This is a genomic window from Mesorhizobium sp. M0227, from assembly GCF_040321855.1.
Taxonomy (GTDB): Bacteria; Pseudomonadota; Alphaproteobacteria; order Rhizobiales; family Rhizobiaceae; genus Mesorhizobium.
Genome location: NZ_JAMYSJ010000027.1, coordinates 49,342 through 70,505, shown reverse-complemented (window position 1 = coordinate 70,505; position 21,164 = coordinate 49,342). Strand labels below are relative to the sequence as shown.

The window sequence follows — 21,164 nt, the reverse complement described above, 5'->3', positions numbered from 1 at the left end:
TGACCTCAACTTAAGTTGAGATCGTAGGCCGTTCTTGGAGCCCGCCAACTAGCGTGTTTAAAAAACGGAGCAATCGAATGAGCGAGACAAATCAGACTGTTGACGGGGGCAGCGTGTTCAGGGTGGACAAATTCGTCGTCCCGGCCGCCGCTCGCAAGGAGATACTCGCCAAGGTCCGGACGACGCATGAATTGCTGCGTCTGCAACAAGGCTTTGTGCAGGATTTCCTGCTCGAGCAATTCTCAGGCCCAGGCGAATTCAACCTCGTCACCATCGTCGAATGGGAGAGCCAGGCGGCCGTCGACAACGTCGTGCCGATCGTCAAAGCCGCGCACGAGCGCATCGCCTTCAACCCGCAGGAGACGATCGCCCGGCTCGGCGTTCGCGCCGACATCGCCAACTATCAGAGGGTTCCCGGGCTGTAGCAAGGCTGCTACCGCCAGCCGATGCCAGGTGCCGGCGCTTCGACGCTGAGCACCTGGCCGGTGCGGGCTTCAGAAGCCTTCGGATTTGGGATCATGGACGGGCAACCTTTTCCGGCGCCTTGAACCGTCGGTGTCCCGAATTCTGCCGACAACGACACCGACCTAGCAAGCGGATCGCGACCCCTGCCGGCGCACCCAATACGGCCTTCCCTATTGTTGCGTTGCGGCGAGGGGGGCTTTCGGCTATTGAGGCCGGACTTGAAACGGAGCCTGTTTATTACCGATGAGCCTTGTCGATACGGTCAAGAACGCGTTCGTACCGATCCATCGCGAGGGCTATCCCTTCATCGCAGCCTTTGGCGCGGCGACGCTTTTCCTCGGTTATTTCTCCTCGATCCTGTTCTGGATCGGTCTGATACTGACGGCCTGGTGCGTCTATTTCTTTCGCGATCCCGAGCGCGTCACGCCGGTAGATGACCGCCTGGTGGTCAGCCCCGCCGACGGCATCATCTCGGCGGTCGGACCCGCCGTGCCGCCGCGCGAACTCGGCCTCGGCAATGTCGAGATGACCCGCATCTCGGTGTTCATGAACGTCTTCTCCTGCCACGTGAACCGCGCCCCGGTGCGCGGCCGTATTGCGAAAATCGAACATCGGCCGGGCAAATTCCTCAATGCCGAACTGGACAAGGCCAGCACCGAGAACGAGCGCAACGGCCTGGTCATCGAGAGCCCCAATGGCACGGTCGCGGCCGTCCAGATCGCCGGCCTGGTGGCGCGCCGCATCGTCTGCTGGGCCGAGGCCGGCGGCTCGATCGGCACTGGCGAGCGTTTTGGCCTGATCCGCTTCGGCTCGCGTGTCGATGTGTTCCTGCCCCTGACCGCGACGCCGCGCGTTGCAGTCGGCCAGACGGCGGTTGGCGGCGAAACCGTGCTGGCCGAATTCGGCGGTGTTGCCGGCACGCCTCTTGTTCGGGTTTCCTGACCGGTGGGCACGCAATACAAAAAGTTCGAGGCCCATGCCAGCGGCGGTCCGCGCATCCGCGAAATCCCGATGCGCATGGTGCTGCCCAATCTGGTCACCGTGCTCGCCATTTGCGCCGGCCTGTCCGGCATCCGCTTCGGCTTCGAAGGCCGCTTCGAGCCGGCGGTGGTGATGGTGCTGCTTGCAGCCTTCCTCGACGGCATTGACGGCCGCTTGGCGCGGATGCTGAAGGCGACATCCAAATTCGGCGCTCAGATGGATTCGCTGGCCGACATCGTCAATTTCGGCGTGGCGCCGGCTCTGGTGCTCTATGCCTTCCTGCTCGACCGCGCCGGTTCGCCGGGCTGGATCGCGGCACTGCTGTTCGCCATCGCCTGCGGGCTGCGCCTCGCCCGTTTCAACGTGCTCGATGACGAGAAGGCCGATCGCCCCATATGGCAGTCCGAATATTTCGTCGGCGTGCCGGCGCCGGCTGGCGCCGTGCTGGTGATGCTGCCGCTTTATCTCTATTTCCTGCGCACAGGTCTGGAGCCCAGTCGTCCAGCAGCCTTCGTCGCCACCGGCTTCACCATCCTGGTCGCTTTCCTGCTGGTCAGCCGGCTGCCTGTCTATTCCGGCAAGAGCCTGAGAATCCCGGGCGACAAGGTGTTGCCGATCATCCTGGGTGTCGTCCTCTACGTGCTCCTGTTGATGACCTATCCCTGGTACACGCTGACCGCTTCGGTCGCCGGCTACCTGATCTTCCTGCCGTTCAGCGTGCGCGCCTATTCGAAGCGCGCCAAGCTGGAGGGCGAGAAGGTGCCGCCTTCGGATATAGGTTAGAACCTACGCTTTCGTCATCCTAGGGCGAAGCAGGAGCGAAGCGACGTTGCGAAGACCCTGGGATCCATGCCGTGACCTCAGCCAAAAAGCGCAACGGACGAGAACTGGCAATCGCTTGGCGCCGGTCGCCTTCTGAATGGCCGCGCGTGACGTGAATGTCACGGAATGGATCCTAGGGTCTGCGCCGCGTCGCTTCGCTCCTTGCTTCGCCCTAGGATGACGACCGCGAGGTATTTACGCCGCGACGCCGAGCCCCAGCCTGTCGATCGCCAGCTTTCTCGTCGACACATAGTCGGTCTTGCCGGATCCCAGCACCGGGATTTCCTCGACCTTAACGATGTCGTTCGGCACCATCAGTTCGGCAGCACCCGCCTGTTTGCCGAATTTGCGCAATTCGTCGGGATTGGCGTCGTCGGCGGTGGTGACCAGCACGATGCGCTCGCCGCGCCTCTTGTCGGGCACGGCCACAGCCGCGTGGTGCTCTTCCGGCCACAGCGACTGCACCAGCATCTCCACCGCACCCAGCGACACCATCTCGCCGGCGATCTTGGCGAAGCGCTTGGCGCGTCCGCGAATGGTGATGAAGCCTTCGCGGTCGACGGCAACGATGTCGCCGGTGTCGTGCCAGCCGGTCAGCGGCTGCAATTCACCGGGGCGGTCCGCGGTCATGTAGCCCATCATCAGGTTCGGTCCGTCGAGCCACAATTGGCCGGCGTCGGAGATGCCGTCGACCGGCTCGAGCTTCATGCGCATGGCCGGCAGCAGCCGACCCACCGTGCCGTCGCGGCCATGGATTGCGGTGTTGACGGCAACCACGGGTGCCGCCTCCGTCAGCCCGAACCCTTCGATGATTTCGGCTTGGAAGCGTTCGCGGTAGACGCGGCGGGTTTCCGGCTTCACCGCCTCGGCGCCGGCGACGACGAAGCGCAGGCTGGAAAAATCACCGTCCTTGGCGGTGCGCGCATAGTTGGCGAGGAATGTGTCGGTGCCGAACATGATGGTCGGTTTTACCTTGCGCGCAACCTCGGGAATGATCTTGTAGTGCAGCGGCGAGGGGTAGAGGAACAGCTTTACCCCGGTGACCAGCGGCAGGATGGTGCCGCCCGTCAGGCCGAACGAATGGAACACCGGCAGCACGTTGAGCAGGATGTCGGCGGGCGAGATGGTGATCCGCGCCTCGGCCTGCATGGCGTTGGCGTAAAGGTTCTTGTGCGACAGCACGACCGCTTTCGGCGTGCCTTCCGAACCGGAGGTGAACAGGATCACCGCCGGCTTGGCCGCATCCTGCCGCTGCAGCGGCCAGCGCCACAGCAAGGCGGCGGCAAGGTTGTCCAATGTGGTTACGCTTTCCCGCACATCCTCCAGCCAAAGCAGCCTGGCGCCGCCCTTTTCGACCGCCGCGACGATATCGGCAAGGTCGGCCTTCTCGACGAACGCGCGGGACGAAATCACGGTCCTTATCACCGCCGTGCGCACGGCCGCGGTGACGCTCGCCGGCCCGGCCGTATAGTTGATCATCGCCGCCACCCGGCCGGCCGACAGAAGGCCGGTGAGCGACAGCACGACGCCATTGGCGTTGGGCAGCATCACACCGACCGCTTCGCCCGGCGCCGTGACGGCCTCGAAGCGCCTGCCCAGGACGCGGGCGCCGATGAACATCTTGCGGTAGCTCAACGCACCCAAGATGACGTCTTCTATGATCGTGTGCGAAGCGCCGACGCGGTCGGCGGCATCGCGCATGGCCAGGAACAGGCCACGATCGAGGTTGGTGCCGAAGAGCCGCGCCTCGGCGACACGGTCGAACAGCGCGTTGGTGTTCGAGGCCTGCTCGGGATTGCGCGCCACCAGTTCGGCGATGGTCATCGGCTCCAGCACGCTGATCGACAGCTGCGGAAACCAGTGTCGTGGTGCCTTGTCCGCGGGCGTCAGCGACACCGGCAGGCTGCGCGCGCCGCCGACGAAGATCGGCACGATCTTGGCATCGGCCTGCATGGCGATGCGGGTGACGGCACGAAACAGCCGAAACGTCTTGACGTCGGGCTCGACCGCATCCGGCAAATAGACAGCGAGCCGGCCCTTGCCCTTCAGCACCCGCACCAACCGGCGGCTGACGAAGACATGTTCGGCGTTGAAGGCGATGGTGCGGCCAAGCTCGCGCCAAGGTTCGAGCCACGGCGAGCGCGCCGAGACCTCATCGAGAATATGCAGCGTGTCTTCCGGCAGCAGCGACAGCATCAGCGCCGGCTCGAAGCGCGATTGATGCGAGATGACGTAGATGACTGGGGCCTGCGCCTTGCGGGCGATCCTGATGCGGCTATCTCCGATCCGGTAGGCGAGCTTGAACGGCACATAGAGCAGCGCCTGGGTGAAGCGCAGGCCGAGGCGGAATTTTTCCGCCACGCCGATCAGCAGCCAGGCCAGAACAAGACCCGCAAGCAGCGCCAGTGTCAGGATCATGCCGCGTCTCTCCCAACGTTTTTAGCATCTCGGCTCTTTGCGGCCGTGTCGGCCAGAACCTAGACGATGTGGGAGCAAGGTCAATGCGGAGCTTTTGCTTCCCTTGGTGCGGGAAGCTGCTTCTCACGCCGCCTGCAGCCGTCCACTGATGAAACGAAATTCCTGCGTCTTGCCGCCATAGCCGTAAGCGGCTGCCGGCACTTCATGCACGAAGGCGTAGCTCTCCTCGTGCACTGCGCCCAGCAGACGGCCGAAGGCTGCGAAGATCGCCTTCAGATAGGCTTCCAGCTCGAGCTTGGTGTTGGTGCCGTCGACCACCTTGATATCAAGCCAGAACGTGTTGGTGCCGTGCTCGGCCAGCGACTTGCCGCCGGCGAACCAGTGCTGCGGATCGACATAGGACACGGCAACTGCCGTGATCGTCGGGTCCTTGCGCAGCTGCGTCGCGGTGATTTCCGTGGCCTCCTTTGCGATGCGAGCGGAAAGCGCCGCGTCAGGCTTGCCGGTGACGCTGACGTTGATGATGGGCATTTTTCTTCTCCTTGGCTTGAGCGGCGTCCGATCGCCGTTGAAACAACCATGCCATCATCTTTAGGTCAAAAAAATCGAATTGTTTTTAACTGAAGATTCGATAAGATCGAAGTATGGAAACACTGGATCCCGATCTGCTCCGAACCTTCCTTGCTTTCGTCGACAGCGGCTCGCTGGCCCAGGCGGCTGCAAGCGTTGGCCGCTCGCCCTCGGCGGTGACCGCCCAGATGCAGCGGCTGGAGGAAATCGTCGGTGAGCCGCTGCTGGCGCCGCAAGGGCGAGGACGCGGCTTGACCCCTGCAGGCGAAGACCTCGTCGGCCATGCTAGGCGGATCCTTGCCGCCCATCGCGAGGCATGGCTGGCGCTTAAGGGCGCCCGCGCTGCCGGACGCGTCGCCATCGGCACGACACAGGATTTCGCCGACAGCGGCCTGCCGGATCTGCTGCGTGCCTTCGCCGGCAGCCATCGGCGCGTCAGGATCGAACTGCGGGTCGGCCGCTCCGCCGAACTGGCGCAGGCGCTGCAGTCTGGCGGCCTCGATCTGGCGATCGTCATGCGCCAGGCGGCAGCGCCGGACGAAGTCGGTGTGCTGCGCGAGCCGATGATATGGCTATGCTCACAAAAGGGGCTGGCCACGCGGCAGGAGGAACTGCCGCTGGCGCTGCTCGACCCATATTGCGGTTTTCGCGAAGCAGCACTTGCCGCACTCGATGCTGCCGGCCGCCGCTATCATATTGCTGCCGGCAGCGCCAGCCTGGCCGGCCTGCGCACGGCGGTGAACGCCGGTGTCGCGCTGACGCTGCGAACGGCCCGCTTTGCCCATTCCGGCATTGTCGAGGCACCGCGCGAGCTTGGCCTGCCACAGGTTCCAATGGCTGAGTTCGCCATCCGGCTGCGCGCTGGCGCCGATGGTCCGGCGGGCGATCTGGCGGCCCTGCTCGGCGGTAACCTTGCCCTGTCGGGCGGTTGAATGAAGAAAAAGCCGACCTTACGGTCGGCTTGGGGGCAAAGAAAAAGCCGACCTTACGGTCGGCTTGGAGTAGGACGGGCCGAGGGGTTTGGGGGGACTTGGGGATGGCCCGTCGCAGCAATAATGCCTGACCCGGATGATGGTTCCGTGACCGCGTCACTTTTTTAAGAAATATTTGATGCTAAGCGTTGCGAGCGGGCCATCAGCCAATCCCGCCCCGCATGGGCAAACACCGCACACAACACGATGACGCCGCCGATCATGCTGGCGGCTGGGGCAATCTCGCCCAGGAATAGGAAGGCAAACAGGATCGCGAACGGCACTTCGGCCGAGCCGAGCAGCCCGGATTCGGCCGGCGGGATGAGCCGCGCGCCCTCCGTCCACAGGATCGAGGAGAGTGCGAAGGACGCGCCGAAAGTGGCGAGCAGAACGGCGTCCCTTGGCGAAACCGCCAGCGGATCGGCGACGAACCAGCCGAGCACGAACAACAGGAAAGCCGAAACCGCACCGGCCCACACCACGGGCGTGTCGCGGAAGGCGCGCACCATGATCATGTAGAGGCCGCTGCCGATGGTCATCAGCAGTGCCAGTCCGTCGCCGAACAGATTGCCGGTGCCGAAGCCGGACCAGACCATGATCGCCACGCCGCACAGTGACACGGCGGCGGCGACCATCGTCTGCAACCGGAAGGGTTCGCGCGTCAGAACCCAGGCCAGCAGCGCGGTAACGAAAGGTGCTGTGGCATAGATGACGGCGACATTGGCAACGAAGGTGAACTTGAATGCCGATATGAAAGCGATGCTGGCGAGAGCCCCTTCCACCGCCAGCAGCCAGCCGCGCCAGCCAAGCCGCAGGCTATCACGCCCGCCGGAGCGGTGGCGCCGCCACAGCACATAGAGGCTGACCAGGATCGAGCCGACGAAGCCGCGCCAGCAGATGATGGTCAGCGGGTCGGCATGGATCGATTTTGTCAGAACGCCAGTGAGGCCGAAGACGGCCGCCGAGGATGACACCAGGATGATGCCCAGCGTGCGCTCCGCGGTGGTGTCGGCGGTGGCTGCAATATCAGTCATACGGCAAGCCTACGCCGTTCAGTCCTGACATCGTAGTGTCAGCAGTGATGGCGATCCACATCATAGGCGTTTGCGGAAATGCTCGGTGCCGACGATCAACAGGCCGGCGGCGACGATCAGGGCAGCGCCCAGGAACACTTCGCGACGCGGCACGTCGCCCCAGATCGCAAAGCCGAGTGCGAATGCCCACAACAGCGAGGTGTATTCCAGCGGAGCGAGGACCGAAGCCGGTGTGCGCTTCATGCCTTCGAAGAGAAGGTATTGTGCCAGGCCGCCGAGTGCGCCGACGCTGGCAAGGAGCAGCAACTGAGCCCCGTCCGGTGTCCGCCACCACAACAACGCCGGTACCGCCGAAAACAGCAGGAAATAGAAATTGTTGAGCAGGAGTTGGATCATCGAGCGCTCGGCAAGGGCGGTTTTGCGCAAGAGTACGATGGCGATGCCCCACAAGAAGGCGGCCGCCAGCACCAGCAGCACCGGCACGGACAGGCCGAGATGAGTCGGATCGCAAGCGATGAACACGCCGGCAAAGCCGATCAGCACCGCCAGCCAGCGCAGCATCGGCACCTTTTCGCCGAGCAGGAACACCGAAAGCACGGTGACAATGATTGGGGCCGCGTAATAGACGGTGGTCAGTTCGGCCAGCTGCAGGCTGCGCGCCGCGTTGTAGTAGCAGAGCCACGCAGCAAGCGTGAAGGCACTGCGCACCAGCATCGGCCGCACGATCGGCGAGCGCATCGTGTCAGCAAACAACTGTCGTCCGCCGATCGCCGCGCACGCACCCAGAATGGTGATGCTGCGGAAGAACATGATCTGCCAGACGCTCATGCCGACGACCAACAGCTTGATCGAAGCATCCTGTGTCGAAAACAGCAGATAGGCCGCACCGGTCAGCAGGATGCCTGCAAGAACCCGCTCGCGTGTTTCGAGAATGGCGATATCGGCCATAAGGCGCGTGGGACCAAAATTGCCGGAGCGGCAGAAATGCTGTGAGGAGCGACACAAGGGAACTGTGAATTCAGCTCCCTTGGCGCCAAGCTATACGGGCGAAAACCGCTGCGGCGCTACGCCAGCCCGGTGCTTATGTTGGGGCAGGGGTCCATGGCGAGTTGCACTGTCGCCAAGCCTATTGCGTCGCCTGGTAAAGCTCCGAAGCGGCCTCTTTCAGGGCGCGCCGACCATCGGATCGGAAATACATCATGTGCCCGCCCTCGACGACATCGAGACGGATAGGCTTGGCATTGGCGAGCGACGGGATCTGGTTCACCAGGTAGCGCGAGGCGAGGTAAGGCGTGACCAGGTCGGTGTAGCCGTTGACGATCACGACGCCGAGCGAGGGGTTCAGCGAGCGTGCTCGCTGCAGATCGTCCATTACCCCGGCATAGCCTTGCCGTGACGCGCTGGTCCCGTAGTCCCAATTATGGCTGATTTCGCCATTGAGCAGCCGATAGCTGACATCGGTGCGGAAATGCAGTTCGTCGCTGATATAGCCGACGAACGCCGACGTCAGCGCCGGCACGCTGCGGTCGAGCACCGGATCCGGGCCGGCGATGCGAGCGCTCTCGGGCGCGATGTCGGCCGTGCCGATCGTGGCGTCATAGGGGCTGAGCACCTTGCCGCTGGCGCGGGCGAACTCCCTTGCGAACAGGCCGGTGGGAATGCGGGCGGAGTTCCGCTGCACCAGGTCGAGCGGCAGGCCGGTGATGTCAGCCACGCGTTGACTGGCCAGCCGCCTGCCTTGCTCCAGTCCGCTGGTGAGCGCCGTAAGGTAATCGCCCATCGCATAATGTTCGACGTCTGCCAGCTTCTCCCGCAATGCATCGCCGCTGACGCCTTCGGCGCGCAGGCGCACCGCCGCCAGTGAAGGCAGTTCGAGCGCCCAATGCAGCGGCTCGAATTCGTCGGGCTGCACCAGCGTGAACTCCAGCGCCGGGGAGATCAGCACGATGCCGTTCGGACTGATGCCGATATCTTCCTGCAATGTCCTGGCGAGCAGCGCCGCGCGGAACCCGCCATAGCTTTCACCGGCAAGGAACAGCGGCGACCCGGTGCGGCCGTTCTGCGCGAGATAGAGCCGGATGAAGGCGCCAATCGAGCTGGCATCCTGGTTGACGCCCCAGAAATCGCGCGTGTCCTGCCCCGGTGCCTCGCGGCTATAGCCGGTTCCCACCGGATCGACGAAGACGAGATCGGTCATGTCGAGCCAGCTGTCGGGATTGTCGATCAGTCTTTGCGGTGACGGCAGGAATTCGCCGTCGGCTCCCATTGCGATTATACGCGGGCCGAGCGCGCCGATGTGCAGATAGGCGGACGCTGCTCCAGGGCCGCCGTTGAACACGAAGGTGATCGGCCGCTGCGGGTCTTTGGCCCCGCTTGCCGGCGGCTCCAGCGTGTAGGCGACATAGAAGATCTCCGCCGTGACGTCGCCCTTGCCGGAAAGCAGCGACAGTGTCGCCGCCTTTGCCTGGTAATCCAGCTTGCTTCCGGCCAGCGTGATCGAATGGTCGGTTGTCTGTGGCGGCGGCAGCAGGGACAGAACGCCGCCCGAGGGCGCCGGCCGCTCCGCTGTTTCAGCCAGGACGGGCTGCGCCAGGACGGCAAGCATCGGCAGGATAAGGCAGATCAGTTTCAGCTTGACCGGCATGATGGCTCCGCGACAACGACTCCCGCATAGGTATGGCCGAGAGGGTCGAAGTCAAAGGAAATGGCTGTTTTGAACTTGCAACGGCTTGCGCTAGTGTGAGCCGGAATGCAGTCGAATGTTTCCCTCGATCAGTTTGGACGCTGGAGCGGCGGTGTGGCCGCTGCGGCCGTTGCCGCGACTCCCGAAGAATTGTCGGCTCGCTTCACGGCAGCGGCGAGCGAGTTGCTTGGCTCCGACCGCGCCTATGTCGGCTTTTACCGTCGCGATATCACGTCCCTGACCATCGACGATGCCGGCCCCGATCGCTGGAACCGCGACTACGATGCACGACTGTATCGCCAGGATCCCTTCTTCCAGAGGTTCGCCAGCACAAGGCAGGATTTCCTGTTGCCGCTGTCGGCACTCCGCAATGGCGACTTCCAGCGCACCCCCTACTATCGCGAATTCTTCGGCCCTTCCGACAGTTTCGACGAGATCACCGGTGTGTTCAATCTCGACGGGCTGACCGCTGGCTATGTCACTTTTCTCAGGCGAAACGGGGCAGAACCGTTTGGCGAGCAGGATCTGGCAACGGCTTGCGCGGCAAGCAGCGCGACAAGGCTCATTTTGGAAAGATTGCTTCATCTGTGCCGCTTCCGGCACAAGGGCGCCGCAATCGGTGACGCTCGCTCGCGGCTGAGCAGGCGCGAGGCCGAAATTGCGCGGCACCTGGTCGATGGTGGCAACGCCAAGACCATTTCGCGAAGTCTCGCCGTCTCGCCCGGCACCGTCCGCAACCACATCAAACAGATCTACCGCAAGCTCGGCGTGCACTCCCAGGTCGAGCTGCTGGCGACCCTCCGCGACGTCGCTCGGGATTGACGGCTTCCGAGCGGCGCTAAAAGCGCTACGCGCTTTCCCGGAAAAACCGCTGCGCACTTTTCCCGGAATTGCTCTATTGCCCCGTCACGATGCGCGTCCACATGCGGTTTTGTGATCGCAGCAGCTTTGGGTCGTTGTTGTCCACCACAAACAGCTTGGCCTTCACGGCATCAGACGGAAAGACGCCGGGATCGCTGGCTATCGCCTTGTCCATCAGCGGCAGAGATTCCGGTATCGCATTGGCGTAGGAGACATAGCTGGAATTGGCCGCGGCGATATCGGGCCGCAGATTGAAGTCGATCCAGGCCTGGGCGTTGCCGGGATGCGGCGCATCTTTCGGCACCGCCATCGTATCGAAGTTGATGAGCGTGCCTTCCCTGGGGATGGAATAGGCGATCTCCAGCTTCTTCACGGATTCCGCCGCACGGGTCCTTGCCTGGAGTATGTCGCCCGACCAGCCCAACACCACGCAGATGTCGCCGTTGGCGAGGTCGTTGATGTATTTGGACGAATGGAAATAGCGGATGTAGGGCCGCACCTTGCCCAGCAGGTCCTCGACCTTGGCGAGGTCGTCGGGACTGGTCGATCTGGGGTCGATGTGAAGATAGTTCATCGCCATCGGGATGACTTCCGCCGGCGCATCGATCATGGCCACGCCACAGTCGGAGAGCTTCTTGACCATTTCGACGTCGAACACCATGGCGAAGGAATCCGTCGGCGCGTCCGGTAGCCTCTGCTTCACCGCGGCGACGTTGTAGCCAATACCGTCGGTGACGGCCATATAGGGCACGGCATGCAGGTTCTGTGGGTCGGCGCCCGCGATCAGCGCCAGGGACTGCGGATCGATCTTCGAATGGTTCGCAAGCTTCGCTTTGTCGAGTTCCAGGAAAGCCCCTGCTTTCACCTGGTTCTTCAGGAACGGATAGGCTGAAGGGTAGACCACATCATACCCGGAGCCACCGGTGAGCAGCTTGGTTTCAAGCACCTCGTTGCCGTCATAGACGTCGTAACGAACCTTGATTCCCGTCTCCTTCTCGAATTTCTCGGCCGTGTCCGGCGCGATGTAGTCGGACCAATTGTAGACGTTGACGATCTTTTCCTCGTCAGCCGAAGCCGCATTTGCGCAGATGCCGCAGGCAAGCAGGGTTGAGAAGATCAGAGCGCGCATAAATGTCCTCCGTTTTCGCTATCTGTTTTGGGCATGCCCCGTCCTTCAACGCCGTTGCGGGGCATAGACCGGCAAGGTGATGCAGGCGACATTGCCGCCGCCTAGCAGGATCTCGCGCGAGTTTTCGATACCGACTATTCGGTGATCGGGAAACAACTCGGCCAGCGTCTGCTTGGCCTTCACATCGAGATCGCAGCCGAACTGCGGTACCACCACGACGCTGTTGCCCGGATAGTAGTTGATGTAGCTCGCCGCGATCCGGTTTCCGGCCGGTCGCGCCCAGGTCGAATCCAGCCGGTCCACGCTGTCGCTTTCTTCCGGCGTCATCTCGATCGGCAAGGGGTGGGGCAGCCGGTGAACTTCCAGCGCGCGGCCGCGCGCGTCGCGGGCCGAACGCAACACCTCTTCGGCTTCTCGCACAATCTCGTATTGCGGATCCTCCCGATTGTCGGTCCAGCTCAGCACGACGACCCCGGGGCGCACGAAACAGCAGACGTCGTCGACATGACCGTCGGTCTCGTCGAAAGCGAGGCCACGTGGCAGCCAGATGACGGTGCCGACACTGAGATAGTCGCTAAGCTGGCGTTCCACCTCGGCCTTGCCGAGATGAGCGTTGCGATTTCGGTTGAGCAGGCATTGCTCCGTCGTGATGAGGGTGCCCTGGCCATCACATTGCAACCCGCCGCCCTCGGCGATCAGAGGTGCGCGGTAGCGATCCATGTTCTCGATTTCGAGCACTTTTTGCGCGGCCAGATCATCGAGGTCCCATGGCGCGTAGAGGCCGCCGTCAAAACCGCCATATGCGTTGAAGATCCAATCGACGCCACGCACGTCGCCTTGATCGTTGACGACGAAATTGGGACCGCTGTCGCGCAGCCAGGAATCGTTGGTGGACATTTCCACGACGCGCACATGGCCGGGCAATCGCGCTCGGGCATTCTGCCACTGGCGAGCAGAGGCCGCCACCGTCACCGGCTCGCTTTGCGCGATCGCCGCGGCGACATCCGCGAATAGCTTTTGCGCGGGCTTGGCGCCCAGGCGCCAGGTGTCCGGTCGCTCCGGCCAGATCATCCAGCAGCCTGATTTGGGTTCGAATTCGCCGGGCGCGCGAAACCCATCCTGTTTCGGCCTTGTCGAGAGGGTACGGGGCATCTTGGGACCGCCGGGAAATGGAGTGATGACTTGCCCGGATCAGACGTTTTTGGGACCTTGTCCGTCAATGTCCCATTTGGGATATCGGTGTTGGCGGCTGTCTCCTGTTGCGGAATGGCATTGCCTTCCCACGGTGATCGGCGCAAATCTCGACCGGACGGCGTATGCCGGTGACGCAAGCAGTCGACGAAAGGGGAAAGCGGATGGATGCGACCGAACTGAAGGCCATGCAAGCGTCGCTGAAGCAGGCCTATCGTGACGATGCTTCGCAGGCCCTGATCACGCTTCGCGCCAAGGGCTCGATCGACGACCAGTCGGTTGCCTGCAAGGTGGAGACGGGCAGGGCGCTCGCCATCGCCGGACTGCATCCGGCAACAGGCGGCTCAGGCCTTGAGCTCTGCTCGGGCGACATGCTGCTGGAGGCCTTGGTGGCTTGCGCCGGGGTGACGCTGAAGGCGGTGGCGACGGCGCTCGAGTTCCAGCTCGGCGCCGCCACGGTGGAAGCCGAAGGCGATCTCGATTTTCGCGGCACGCTCGGTGTCGCCAAGGATGCGCCGGTCGGCTTTCGGGCCATCCGGCTCAATTTCAACCTCGACACCGATGAGCCGCAGGAGCGGATAGACTCGCTGCTGAAGCTGACCGAACGTTATTGCGTGGTATTCCAGACCATCAGCCAGAAGCCGGAGCTGACGGTGAGCGCGCGCCGCTGACGCTTACTGCGCTGACGGTTCTTCGGCGTCGCCCTCGTCGGTGAAGGGCGAGGCGCTCGGCACGCATTGCACCGACCAGCCGGCCGGTGTCGGCTGCTTCTGATATTCGGTGATGGCGGCGGTGCACTGTTCGCGTTTGTCGAAGGTGCTGGGCAGCACGACCATGCCGCCTTGCGGGCCGGCGATTACCAGATACCAGACCAACGCTGCTGCGGTCGTAGCCATGGGGATTTCCTTGTTCTGCCAGTCGGGCGCTTGTTGTTGGGGAGTCGCTGCGGTCCTATCAACTCCGCGGAAATGACGAAAGCATGACCCCCTCCCACCGTCACATCACAGCCGCGTGATGTGACGGCAGGTTTCCCAGCCCGATTTCGAAGCGCAATCGGCTCAGTTGGTGGCAAAACAATAGAACAGGCCGTCGCCCCCGGTGCCCTTGAGCGCCTCCTGGCTGCAGCCGCCGCGCGAGGCGTGCGAGGAATTCCAGGATTTGGCCGCTGCCGAATCGTCGAGGCCGGCGCGGTCATGATGGCCCATCATCGCGGCGCCTTCCGCCCCGCTCATCGTCCAGTCGCCGCAGGTCTGGTCGGCGATCTTGGTGCCGTCGGGCTTGGAGCCGGTCAGCACGTCGTGGCGGTTGGGCGTGTCACCGCGGCCGTTGACCGCTTCGCCTTTCTCGTTGAGCGCCGTCTGCTTGGTGATGCCGTTGGCATCGCTGTGCAACGAGGCGACATGGTCGGCGATCTTGATGCCCTTTGCGTTTACCCATGGCCCATTGCCGATGCGGTCGCGGGCGTCGGTGTCGCTGGTCGACAGATAGGCGGCCCAACTTTTGCCGGTGACGCCGGCGGCTTCCGCCAGCGATGCGCAATGCGCGTCGGCGCCCTTGAGGCCGCCGAGGTCGGCACCCTTGCCGGAACCGACACTGGTGACGAAGAAGCTCATCTTGGCATCTTGCGAGAGGGCTGCGCCGACTGTGGCGGCGAGGGCGGCCGCGATGGCCGTGGTGGCAACGAGAACAAGTCTGCGCATGTCGATCCTCCAGTTCGAATGGTTACGTCAGAGGAAACGTTGCCGGAGGCCTATTTAATCCATCTCGCAGTCAAGTTTTATTCCGGCTGGCGATAGGCGACGAAGCGATTGTGCTTGGCCTGGAAGATCAATCCGGTCTCTTTCAGCTCCGGCCTGGCCAGCGGTACGATGCGTTTGGCGATCTCGGCGGGGTGCGGCAACGTCTCGGGATCTTCGCCCGGCACTGCCTGGGCACGCATGGCGGTACGGGTGGCGCCGGGGTCGGCGGCGTTGACCCGGAGCGGCAGGCTCTGCGTCTCATGCGCCCAGGAGCGCATTATCGTCTCCACCGCGGCCTTGGAGGCCGCGTAGGGCGCCCAGAAGGCACGCGCCGAGTGCGCTGCGTTGGAAGACAGGATGATCGCTCGTCCAGCATCGGAGAGCCGCAGCAGGGGGTCGACCGAGCGGATCAGCCGCCAGGTCGAGGTGACGTTGATGGTCATCACCTTCTCGAAGGTTTTTGCTTCGACATGACCGATCGGCGAAATGACGCCGAGCACGCCGGCATTGGCGACGAGAATGTCGAGCTTGCCCCAGCGTTCGTGGATGGCGCCGCCCAGGCGGTCGATACCGGCCATGTCGGCGAGGTCGAGCGGCACCAGTGTCGCCTGGCCGCCGGCCGCCTTGATCTGGTCGTCGAGCTCTTCCAGTCCTCCGACAGTGCGCGCCACCGCAATGACATGCGCGCCGGCGGCAGCCAATTCCTTGGCAATGAAATAGCCGATACCGCGCGAGGCGCCGGTGACGACCGCAACGCGGCCGGAAAGGTCGAGGGTCATGCGATGGATTCCGGGAATTTGACTAACGCTGATGACGGTCCGGCCTACGTCCCGCTCGTCGCCAGCAGCGACAGCGTTCGCACATTGTCGTGGCCTTCGAAGTCGAGCAGGGGGGTCGGATACTGGCCGGTGAAGCAGGCGTCGCAGAATTGCGGCTGGTCGTTGTCGCGGCTGGCCTCGCCGACCGCGCGGTAGAGCCCGTCAATGGTGAGGAAGCCAAGCGAATCGACACGGATGAACTCGGCCATTTCCTCGATTGACATGCGCGATGCCAGGAGCTTCGATTTCTCCGGCGTGTCGACACCGTAGAAGCAGGATGCGCGTGTCGGCGGTGAGGCGATGCGCATATGCACCTCCTTGGCACCGGCGTCGCGCACCATCTGCACGATCTTCTGGCTGGTGGTGCCGCGCACGATACTGTCGTCGACCAGCACCACGCGCTTGCCCTCGATCATGCGGCGGTTGGCATTGTGCTTCAGCTTGACGCCCATGTGGCGGATCGAATCGCCCGGCTGGATGAAGGTGCGGCCGACATAATGATTGCGGATGATGCCGAGCTCAAAGGGAATGCCGGCCGCCTGGCTAAAGCCGATCGCCGCCGGCGTGCCCGAATCCGGCACCGGCACGACGATGTCGGCCTCGACCGGGCTTTCGACCGCCAGCTCGGCGCCGATGCGCTTGCGCACCTCATAGACGTTACGGCCTTCGACCGAGGAATCCGGCCGCGCGAAATAGACATATTCGAAGATGCAGAAGCGGGTCTTCTGCGGTTCGAAGGGGAACAGGCTTTCAATACCCTTGGACGTGACGACGACCATCTCGCCGGGCTTCAGGTCGCGAACGAAACGCGCGCCGATGATGTCGAGCGCGCAGGTTTCGGAGGCCAGGATCCAGGCGCCGTCGAGATCGCCGAGCACCAGCGGCCGGATGCCGAGCGGATCGCGGCAGCCGATCATCTTCTTGGCCGTCATCGCCACCAGCGAGAAGGCGCCCTCGACCTGCCGCACCGCATCGATGAAACGCGAGTTCAAGTCGCGTTCCTTGCTGGTGGCGACGAGGTGCAAAAGCGTCTCGGTATCGGAGGTGGAGGAGAAGATCGCGCCTTGCTTCTGCAGCGCGCGCTGCACGGTCATGGCGTTGGTCAGATTGCCGTTGTGGGCGACGGCGAAGCCGCCATCGGCCAATTCGGCGAAAAAGGGCTGGATGTTGCGCATGCCGGCGCCGCCCGTGGTGGCGTAGCGCGTATGGCCAATGGCGCGGTTGCCTTGCAGGCTGTCGATGACGCGCTGCTTGGTGAAGGTGTCGCCGATCAGGCCGACATGGCGTTCGACATGGAACTGGCTGCCGTCATAGGAAACGATCCCGGCCGCTTCCTGGCCGCGATGCTGCAGCGCATGCAGGCCCAGTGTAACGATGGCCGCAGCGTCCTGCCGGCCGAAAATGCCGAACACACCGCATTCGTCGTGGAAATGGTCGTCGGCCTCGGCGGAAAGCACGTCGTCTGCGTCTGCCATCTTAAGCTCCGCTAAAATCGCCATATAATGCTGGTTCGCGCCGAAAGCAACGCGGGCCGTGCGATCGTTCACACCATCGTCAGATCCTGACGCCGTTGTCGGCGTCAGTTTGCCGGTGCCGCCGGTGCCGGAGCGGCCGGAGCGTTGTTGGCCGGTGGTGTTGCGTCATTGTCGTCAGGCGCCGGCGTGTTGGCATCGTCGCCGCCCGCCGGAGCATCCGCGGCCGGTGCGTCCGGAGCCGCTGGCGTCTCGGCGGCCGGCTGATTCGGATTGAGCTTCTTGAGGATCGCGTTTTCCGGATCCTCGGGCAGCAGGCTTTCGAGCTTGGCGCCGATCTGTTCGAGCAGCGGCCGCGACTTGGCCTCCGTGACCCAGGCTGGTGCCTTGGCACCGGCCAGCCAGTTGAAGAACAGCAGGGCGACGGCAACGACCAGGATGCCGCGCGCGGCGCCGTAAAGGAAACCGAGCGTACGATCGAGTGCGCCGATCCTGGAATCGATGATCCAGTCGGCTAGCTTCATGGTGATGACCGAGACGACGATCAACGCGATGATGAAAACCACGCCGGCGGCCGCCGCCATGGCGACCTTTTCATTCTCGATGTAGGGCGCGAGGTAAGGCACAACCGGCTTGTAGAAGAAGAACGCCGCCGCTGCCGCCGCTGCCCAGGAGACGACGGACAGGACTTCGCGCGAGAAGCCGCGAACCATGGCGAGCATCGCCGAGACCAGAGTGAAGCCGACGAGAATTCCGTCAAGCAGCGTAATCGGCATGTCTTTCGCCCCACTCCATGAGCCGCATTATAGCGCGGAGCATCGGGCTCTGGGTCCGATGCTCTAATCTTCTTCGTCCACGCGGCTTCGGCGTGAGCCGGCTATGCGTGCCACGAGGTCGGCAAGCTCGGTCGGCTGGAAAGAACCGGCCCCGATCCCCCCGGCTAGTTCCCCGCTGCCCGAGGGCAGAACCGCGCTTCCAAAACCCAGCTTTTCGGCTTCCTTGAGGCGCTGTTGCGCATGCGCAACCGGCCTCACGGCGCCCGAAAGGCTGATTTCGCCGAAATAGACGCAATCGGCGGGAAGGGCAAGACCGGTGAGCGAGGAAACCAGGGCGGCCGCCACTGCCAGATCGGCCGCGGGCTCCGAAATCCGGTAGCCTCCGGCGACATTGAGATAGACATCGTGAGTGCCGAAGCGCACGCCGCAATGGGCTTCGAGAACCGCCAGGATCATCGACAGCCGGGCGCCGTCCCAGCCGACGACGGCGCGGCGCGGCGTGCCGAGCGAGGAGGGTGCGACCAGTGCCTGGATCTCGACCAGCACCGGCCTTGTCCCCTCCATGCCGGCGAAAACCGCAGCACCCGGCGATTTGGCATGGCGTTCGCCAAGGAAAAGCTCGGATGGATTGGCGACCTCACGCAGGCCCTTGTCCGACATTTCGAAGACGCCGATCTCGTCGGTCGGGCCAAAACGGTTCTTCACCGTGCGCAGGATGCGATAGTGATGGCCGCCTTCGCCTTCGAAGTAGAGCACGGCGTCGACCATGTGCTCGACGACGCGCGGCCCGGCGATCTGGCCTTCCTTGGTGACATGGCCGACCAGTACGATCGCAGCACCCGTAGATTTCGCATAGCGGATCATCGCCTGGGCGGCGGCGCGCACCTGTGTGACGGTCCCAGGCGCCGAATCGGCAAGGTCGGTCCACAGCGTCTGGATCGAATCCAGGATGACGAGATCAGGCCGCTTGCCGTCGGCGATCGTCGCCAGGATGTCCTCGACATTGGTCTCGGCGGCAAGTTCCACCGGAGAAGAGGCGACGCCAAGCCGCTGCGCCCGCAGCCTGATCTGCGCGACCGCCTCTTCGCCGGAGACATAGACGATGCGGTGGCCTTTTGATGCCAGCGCCGCGGCCGCCTGGGTGAGCAGCGTTGACTTGCCGATGCCGGGGTCGCCGCCGACCAGCAGCGCCGAGCCGCGCACGAAACCGCCGCCGGTGGCGCGGTCGAGTTCGCCAATGCCCGAGATGATGCGCGGCGCGTCCTCGATATCGCCGGACAGCGTGGTCAGCACCACCGCGCGGCCCTTGCGGGCGTTGCGCGTGTTGGCTGGTCCCGAGCCGATGCCGCCGGACGTGCCTTCCTCGACCAGCGTGTTCCACTCGCCACAGGCATCGCATTTGCCGGCCCAGCGCTGATGCACCGATCCGCAACTCTGGCAGATGAATTGGACGCGCGACTTGGCCATCAGCGGGATGCTGCTTGAAAATGGCCTGGGCGAGGTGGGCTGGGGTAGGTCAAAAAGCTACTCGAACCTTTCCGGCAGATGATGCTCCTCGGCGAGGTCGGAGAAGCGGGTGAACTCGCCCTGGAAGGCAAGGCTGACGGTGCCGGTCGGGCCATGGCGCTGCTTGGCGATGATCACTTCGGCCTTGCCCTGGACCTCGATCATCTTCGTTTCCCAGGCGAGGTGCTCGGGCGTGCCTTTCTCCGGTTCCTTGTTCTTGATGTAATATTCCTCACGGTACACGAACAGCACGACGTCGGCGTCCTGCTCGATCGAGCCCGATTCGCGCAGATCGGACAGCTGGGGATGCTTGTCGTCGCGGCTTTCGACCTGACGCGAGAGCTGTGAGAGGGCGATGATCGGCACGCCCAACTCTTTGCCGAGTGCCTTCAGTCCGGTGGTGATCTCGGTGATTTCCTGGACGCGGTTCTGCGACGCCTTGGCGGACGAACCCTGCATCAGCTGGATATAGTCGATGACCATCAGGTCCAGCCCGCGCTGCCGCTTGAGGCGGCGGGCGCGCGCCGCGAGCTGGGCGATCGAGATACCACCCGTCTGGTCGATGTAGAGCGGGCGCTTGTGGTTCTCCTGCGTGTAGGCGACAAGCTTGCCGAAATCGGCTTCCGTCAAATCGCCGCGCCGGATTTTCGACGATGGAATCTCGGTCTGCTCGGAGATGATGCGGGTGGCCAGCTGCTCCGACGACATTTCAAGCGAGAAGAAGCCGACGACGCCGCCATTGGCCGCCTTGACCGAACCGTCGGCCTGCTGGGCAGGCTCATAGGCGGCAGCGATGTTATAGGCGATGTTGGTGGCCAGCGACGTCTTGCCCATGCCTGGGCGGCCGGCGATGATGATCAAATCGGATGGCTGCAGGCCGCCCATGCGGTGGTCGAGATCGCGCAGGCCGGTGGCAATGCCGGATAGGTGGCCGTCGCGCATGTAAGCCGCACTGGCCATGTCGACGGCGTTCTTCAACGCATCGGAAAAACTCTCGAAGCCGCCATCGTAGCGGCCGTTTTCGGCCAGCTCGAACAGGCGGCGTTCGGCGTCCTCGATCTGTTCGCCGGGCGCCATGTCGACCGGCGCGTCATAGGCGATGTTGACCATGTCCTCGCCGACGGTGATCAGCGCGCGGCGTGTGGCAAGGTCATAGATGGCGCGGCCATAGTCGGTGGCGTTGACGACGGTGACGGCCTCGACCGCCAGCCGCACGACATATTGCGCCATCGTCATGTCGCCGACTTTCTCGTCGGCGGGCAGGAAGGTTTTCAGCGTGATCGGCGTCGCCACCTTGCCCATACGGATGAACTCGGACGCCACCTCGAAGATCTTGCGGTGCAGCGGTTCGTAGAAATGGCTGGCCTTGAGGAAGTCCGAGACGCGATAGAAGGCGTCGTTGTTGACGAGGATGGCGCCGAGCAGCGCCTGCTCGGCCTCGATGTTGTTGGGCGCTTCACGATAAAGCGGTGTTTCCGCCACGCCGAATTTTCGCGCTGCTTCTGCCATGATGTCCCCGATTTCGATCCCGGCTTCTCGATATCAGAACGTGACAAGTCCATGCTGACTTATCTGCACCAGTGCCTGTCCAATCAGCTTTGATACCCGCGATTCACAGCCGAGTTTTTTCGGTGGAAAGAATCACAATTGACTCGAATCGAAAGAACGATTGTAGCGCATCTACAGGGAGAACAAAACGGGAAAACAAGAATGGTGCCCTGTGCAGCC

Annotated in this window: 20 protein-coding genes; 6 read left to right on the top strand and 14 right to left on the bottom strand. The window is 63.5% G+C overall.

Translation table 11 applies throughout. The features are described 5' to 3' along the window. The first annotated feature begins 77 nt into the window (after window positions 1-77). The 3 genes from NKJ00_RS26550 to NKJ00_RS26540 all read left to right on the top strand — a co-directional run bounded on the left by NKJ00_RS26550 (window position 78) and on the right by NKJ00_RS26540 (window position 2,229). Window positions 78-425 carry an antibiotic biosynthesis monooxygenase family protein gene (locus NKJ00_RS26550; protein ID WP_023813733.1) on the top strand — a complete coding sequence of 116 codons (348 nt, stop codon included), beginning with the start codon at window positions 78-80 and terminating at the stop codon, window positions 423-425. A gap of 283 nt (window positions 426-708) precedes the next feature. Next, the gene (locus NKJ00_RS26545) at window positions 709-1,407 is read left to right on the top strand and encodes a phosphatidylserine decarboxylase (RefSeq protein ID WP_352442157.1); all 699 of its coding nucleotides are present in this window, start codon (window positions 709-711) and stop codon (window positions 1,405-1,407) included. A 3-nt stretch (window positions 1,408-1,410) separates the two neighbouring features. Beyond that, window positions 1,411-2,229, top strand: coding sequence for a CDP-alcohol phosphatidyltransferase family protein (locus tag NKJ00_RS26540; RefSeq protein ID WP_502895160.1), 819 nt, complete (start codon window positions 1,411-1,413; stop codon window positions 2,227-2,229). Between the two features lie 234 nt (window positions 2,230-2,463). Here the strand turns inward: NKJ00_RS26540 and NKJ00_RS26535 are convergent, their stop codons facing one another. After that, window positions 2,464-4,686, bottom strand: a complete 2,223-nt coding sequence (locus NKJ00_RS26535) for an AMP-binding protein (RefSeq protein WP_352609786.1) — start codon at window positions 4,684-4,686, stop codon at window positions 2,464-2,466. A 123-nt stretch (window positions 4,687-4,809) separates the two neighbouring features. After that, the gene (locus NKJ00_RS26530) at window positions 4,810-5,217 is read right to left on the bottom strand and encodes a tautomerase family protein (RefSeq protein WP_352609784.1); all 408 of its coding nucleotides are present in this window, start codon (window positions 5,215-5,217) and stop codon (window positions 4,810-4,812) included. 113 nt (window positions 5,218-5,330) lie between these two features. Between NKJ00_RS26530 and NKJ00_RS26525 the strand changes: the two genes are divergently transcribed. Then, on the top strand, window positions 5,331-6,188 hold the full coding sequence (locus NKJ00_RS26525; protein WP_352609781.1) for a LysR substrate-binding domain-containing protein: 858 nt from the start codon (window positions 5,331-5,333) through the stop codon (window positions 6,186-6,188). Between the two features lie 164 nt (window positions 6,189-6,352). On the opposite strand, the gene NKJ00_RS26520 is transcribed toward NKJ00_RS26525, so the two are convergent. The 3 genes from NKJ00_RS26520 to NKJ00_RS26510 all read right to left on the bottom strand — a co-directional run bounded on the left by NKJ00_RS26520 (window position 6,353) and on the right by NKJ00_RS26510 (window position 9,905). Further along, on the bottom strand, window positions 6,353-7,261 hold the full coding sequence (locus tag NKJ00_RS26520; protein WP_352609778.1) for a DMT family transporter: 909 nt from the start codon (window positions 7,259-7,261) through the stop codon (window positions 6,353-6,355). A gap of 60 nt (window positions 7,262-7,321) precedes the next feature. Continuing rightward, window positions 7,322-8,209 (bottom strand): DMT family transporter, encoded by an 888-nt coding sequence (locus NKJ00_RS26515; RefSeq protein ID WP_128303058.1) that lies wholly within the window; start codon window positions 8,207-8,209, stop codon window positions 7,322-7,324. A 178-nt stretch (window positions 8,210-8,387) separates the two neighbouring features. Next, window positions 8,388-9,905 (bottom strand): S10 family peptidase, encoded by a 1,518-nt coding sequence (locus NKJ00_RS26510; protein ID WP_352631919.1) that lies wholly within the window; start codon window positions 9,903-9,905, stop codon window positions 8,388-8,390. A 153-nt stretch (window positions 9,906-10,058) separates the two neighbouring features. Here NKJ00_RS26510 and NKJ00_RS26505 point away from each other — a divergent pair, with 153 nt between their 5' ends. Then, complete coding sequence (locus NKJ00_RS26505; protein ID WP_352442163.1) at window positions 10,059-10,766, top strand: helix-turn-helix transcriptional regulator; 708 nt, start codon at window positions 10,059-10,061, stop codon at window positions 10,764-10,766. Window positions 10,767-10,839: 73 nt separating this feature from the next. Here NKJ00_RS26505 and NKJ00_RS26500 read toward each other — a convergent pair whose 3' ends face one another. Next, window positions 10,840-11,934 (bottom strand): polyamine ABC transporter substrate-binding protein, encoded by a 1,095-nt coding sequence (locus NKJ00_RS26500; RefSeq protein ID WP_352631917.1) that lies wholly within the window; start codon window positions 11,932-11,934, stop codon window positions 10,840-10,842. A 45-nt stretch (window positions 11,935-11,979) separates the two neighbouring features. After that, window positions 11,980-13,086, bottom strand: a complete 1,107-nt coding sequence (gene aguA / locus NKJ00_RS26495) for an agmatine deiminase (RefSeq protein WP_352631916.1) — start codon at window positions 13,084-13,086, stop codon at window positions 11,980-11,982. A 203-nt stretch (window positions 13,087-13,289) separates the two neighbouring features. On the opposite strand from aguA, the gene NKJ00_RS26490 reads away from it, so the two are divergent. Continuing rightward, window positions 13,290-13,796: an OsmC family protein gene (locus tag NKJ00_RS26490; RefSeq protein WP_352631914.1), complete on the top strand. Its 507-nt coding sequence runs from the start codon at window positions 13,290-13,292 to the stop codon at window positions 13,794-13,796. A 3-nt stretch (window positions 13,797-13,799) separates the two neighbouring features. On the opposite strand, the gene NKJ00_RS26485 is transcribed toward NKJ00_RS26490, so the two are convergent. The 7 genes from NKJ00_RS26485 to NKJ00_RS26455 all read right to left on the bottom strand — a co-directional run bounded on the left by NKJ00_RS26485 (window position 13,800) and on the right by NKJ00_RS26455 (window position 20,945). Further along, entirely contained in the window at window positions 13,800-14,021 is a 222-nt protein-coding gene (locus tag NKJ00_RS26485) for a hypothetical protein (protein ID WP_013532531.1), read from the bottom strand. A 162-nt stretch (window positions 14,022-14,183) separates the two neighbouring features. Next, the gene (locus NKJ00_RS26480; RefSeq protein ID WP_352631912.1) at window positions 14,184-14,825 is read right to left on the bottom strand and encodes a hypothetical protein; all 642 of its coding nucleotides are present in this window, start codon (window positions 14,823-14,825) and stop codon (window positions 14,184-14,186) included. Window positions 14,826-14,902: 77 nt separating this feature from the next. Beyond that, window positions 14,903-15,643, bottom strand: coding sequence for an SDR family NAD(P)-dependent oxidoreductase (locus NKJ00_RS26475; protein ID WP_352631910.1), 741 nt, complete (start codon window positions 15,641-15,643; stop codon window positions 14,903-14,905). Window positions 15,644-15,687: 44 nt separating this feature from the next. Next, window positions 15,688-17,157, bottom strand: a complete 1,470-nt coding sequence (purF, locus tag NKJ00_RS26470) for an amidophosphoribosyltransferase (RefSeq protein WP_352631908.1) — start codon at window positions 17,155-17,157, stop codon at window positions 15,688-15,690. A 104-nt stretch (window positions 17,158-17,261) separates the two neighbouring features. Continuing rightward, window positions 17,262-17,930, bottom strand: coding sequence for a CvpA family protein (locus NKJ00_RS26465; protein ID WP_127413003.1), 669 nt, complete (start codon window positions 17,928-17,930; stop codon window positions 17,262-17,264). A 63-nt stretch (window positions 17,931-17,993) separates the two neighbouring features. Next, entirely contained in the window at window positions 17,994-19,397 is a 1,404-nt protein-coding gene (gene radA, locus NKJ00_RS26460) for a DNA repair protein RadA (protein ID WP_023813748.1), read from the bottom strand. Between the two features lie 57 nt (window positions 19,398-19,454). Further along, window positions 19,455-20,945, bottom strand: coding sequence for a replicative DNA helicase (locus NKJ00_RS26455; RefSeq protein ID WP_127261333.1), 1,491 nt, complete (start codon window positions 20,943-20,945; stop codon window positions 19,455-19,457). Window positions 20,946-21,164 lie beyond the last annotated feature (219 nt).

Coding starts and splice junctions, on each gene's coding strand:
- NKJ00_RS26550 (WP_023813733.1), top strand. CDS start 78: ATGAGCGAGACAAATCAGACTGTTGACGGGGGCAGCGTGTTCAGGGTG.
- NKJ00_RS26545 (WP_352442157.1), top strand. CDS start 709: ATGAGCCTTGTCGATACGGTCAAGAACGCGTTCGTACCGATCCATCGC.
- NKJ00_RS26535 (WP_352609786.1), bottom strand. CDS start 4,686: ATGATCCTGACACTGGCGCTGCTTGCGGGTCTTGTTCTGGCCTGGCTG.
- NKJ00_RS26530 (WP_352609784.1), bottom strand. CDS start 5,217: ATGCCCATCATCAACGTCAGCGTCACCGGCAAGCCTGACGCGGCGCTT.
- NKJ00_RS26525 (WP_352609781.1), top strand. CDS start 5,331: ATGGAAACACTGGATCCCGATCTGCTCCGAACCTTCCTTGCTTTCGTC.
- NKJ00_RS26520 (WP_352609778.1), bottom strand. CDS start 7,261: ATGACTGATATTGCAGCCACCGCCGACACCACCGCGGAGCGCACGCTG.
- NKJ00_RS26515 (WP_128303058.1), bottom strand. CDS start 8,209: ATGGCCGATATCGCCATTCTCGAAACACGCGAGCGGGTTCTTGCAGGC.
- NKJ00_RS26510 (WP_352631919.1), bottom strand. CDS start 9,905: ATGCCGGTCAAGCTGAAACTGATCTGCCTTATCCTGCCGATGCTTGCC.
- NKJ00_RS26500 (WP_352631917.1), bottom strand. CDS start 11,934: ATGCGCGCTCTGATCTTCTCAACCCTGCTTGCCTGCGGCATCTGCGCA.
- aguA (WP_352631916.1), bottom strand. CDS start 13,086: ATGCCCCGTACCCTCTCGACAAGGCCGAAACAGGATGGGTTTCGCGCG.
- NKJ00_RS26490 (WP_352631914.1), top strand. CDS start 13,290: ATGGATGCGACCGAACTGAAGGCCATGCAAGCGTCGCTGAAGCAGGCC.
- NKJ00_RS26485 (WP_013532531.1), bottom strand. CDS start 14,021: ATGGCTACGACCGCAGCAGCGTTGGTCTGGTATCTGGTAATCGCCGGC.
- NKJ00_RS26480 (WP_352631912.1), bottom strand. CDS start 14,825: ATGCGCAGACTTGTTCTCGTTGCCACCACGGCCATCGCGGCCGCCCTC.
- NKJ00_RS26475 (WP_352631910.1), bottom strand. CDS start 15,643: ATGACCCTCGACCTTTCCGGCCGCGTTGCGGTCGTCACCGGCGCCTCG.
- purF (WP_352631908.1), bottom strand. CDS start 17,157: ATGGCAGACGCAGACGACGTGCTTTCCGCCGAGGCCGACGACCATTTC.
- NKJ00_RS26465 (WP_127413003.1), bottom strand. CDS start 17,930: ATGCCGATTACGCTGCTTGACGGAATTCTCGTCGGCTTCACTCTGGTC.
- radA (WP_023813748.1), bottom strand. CDS start 19,397: ATGGCCAAGTCGCGCGTCCAATTCATCTGCCAGAGTTGCGGATCGGTG.
- NKJ00_RS26455 (WP_127261333.1), bottom strand. CDS start 20,945: ATGGCAGAAGCAGCGCGAAAATTCGGCGTGGCGGAAACACCGCTTTAT.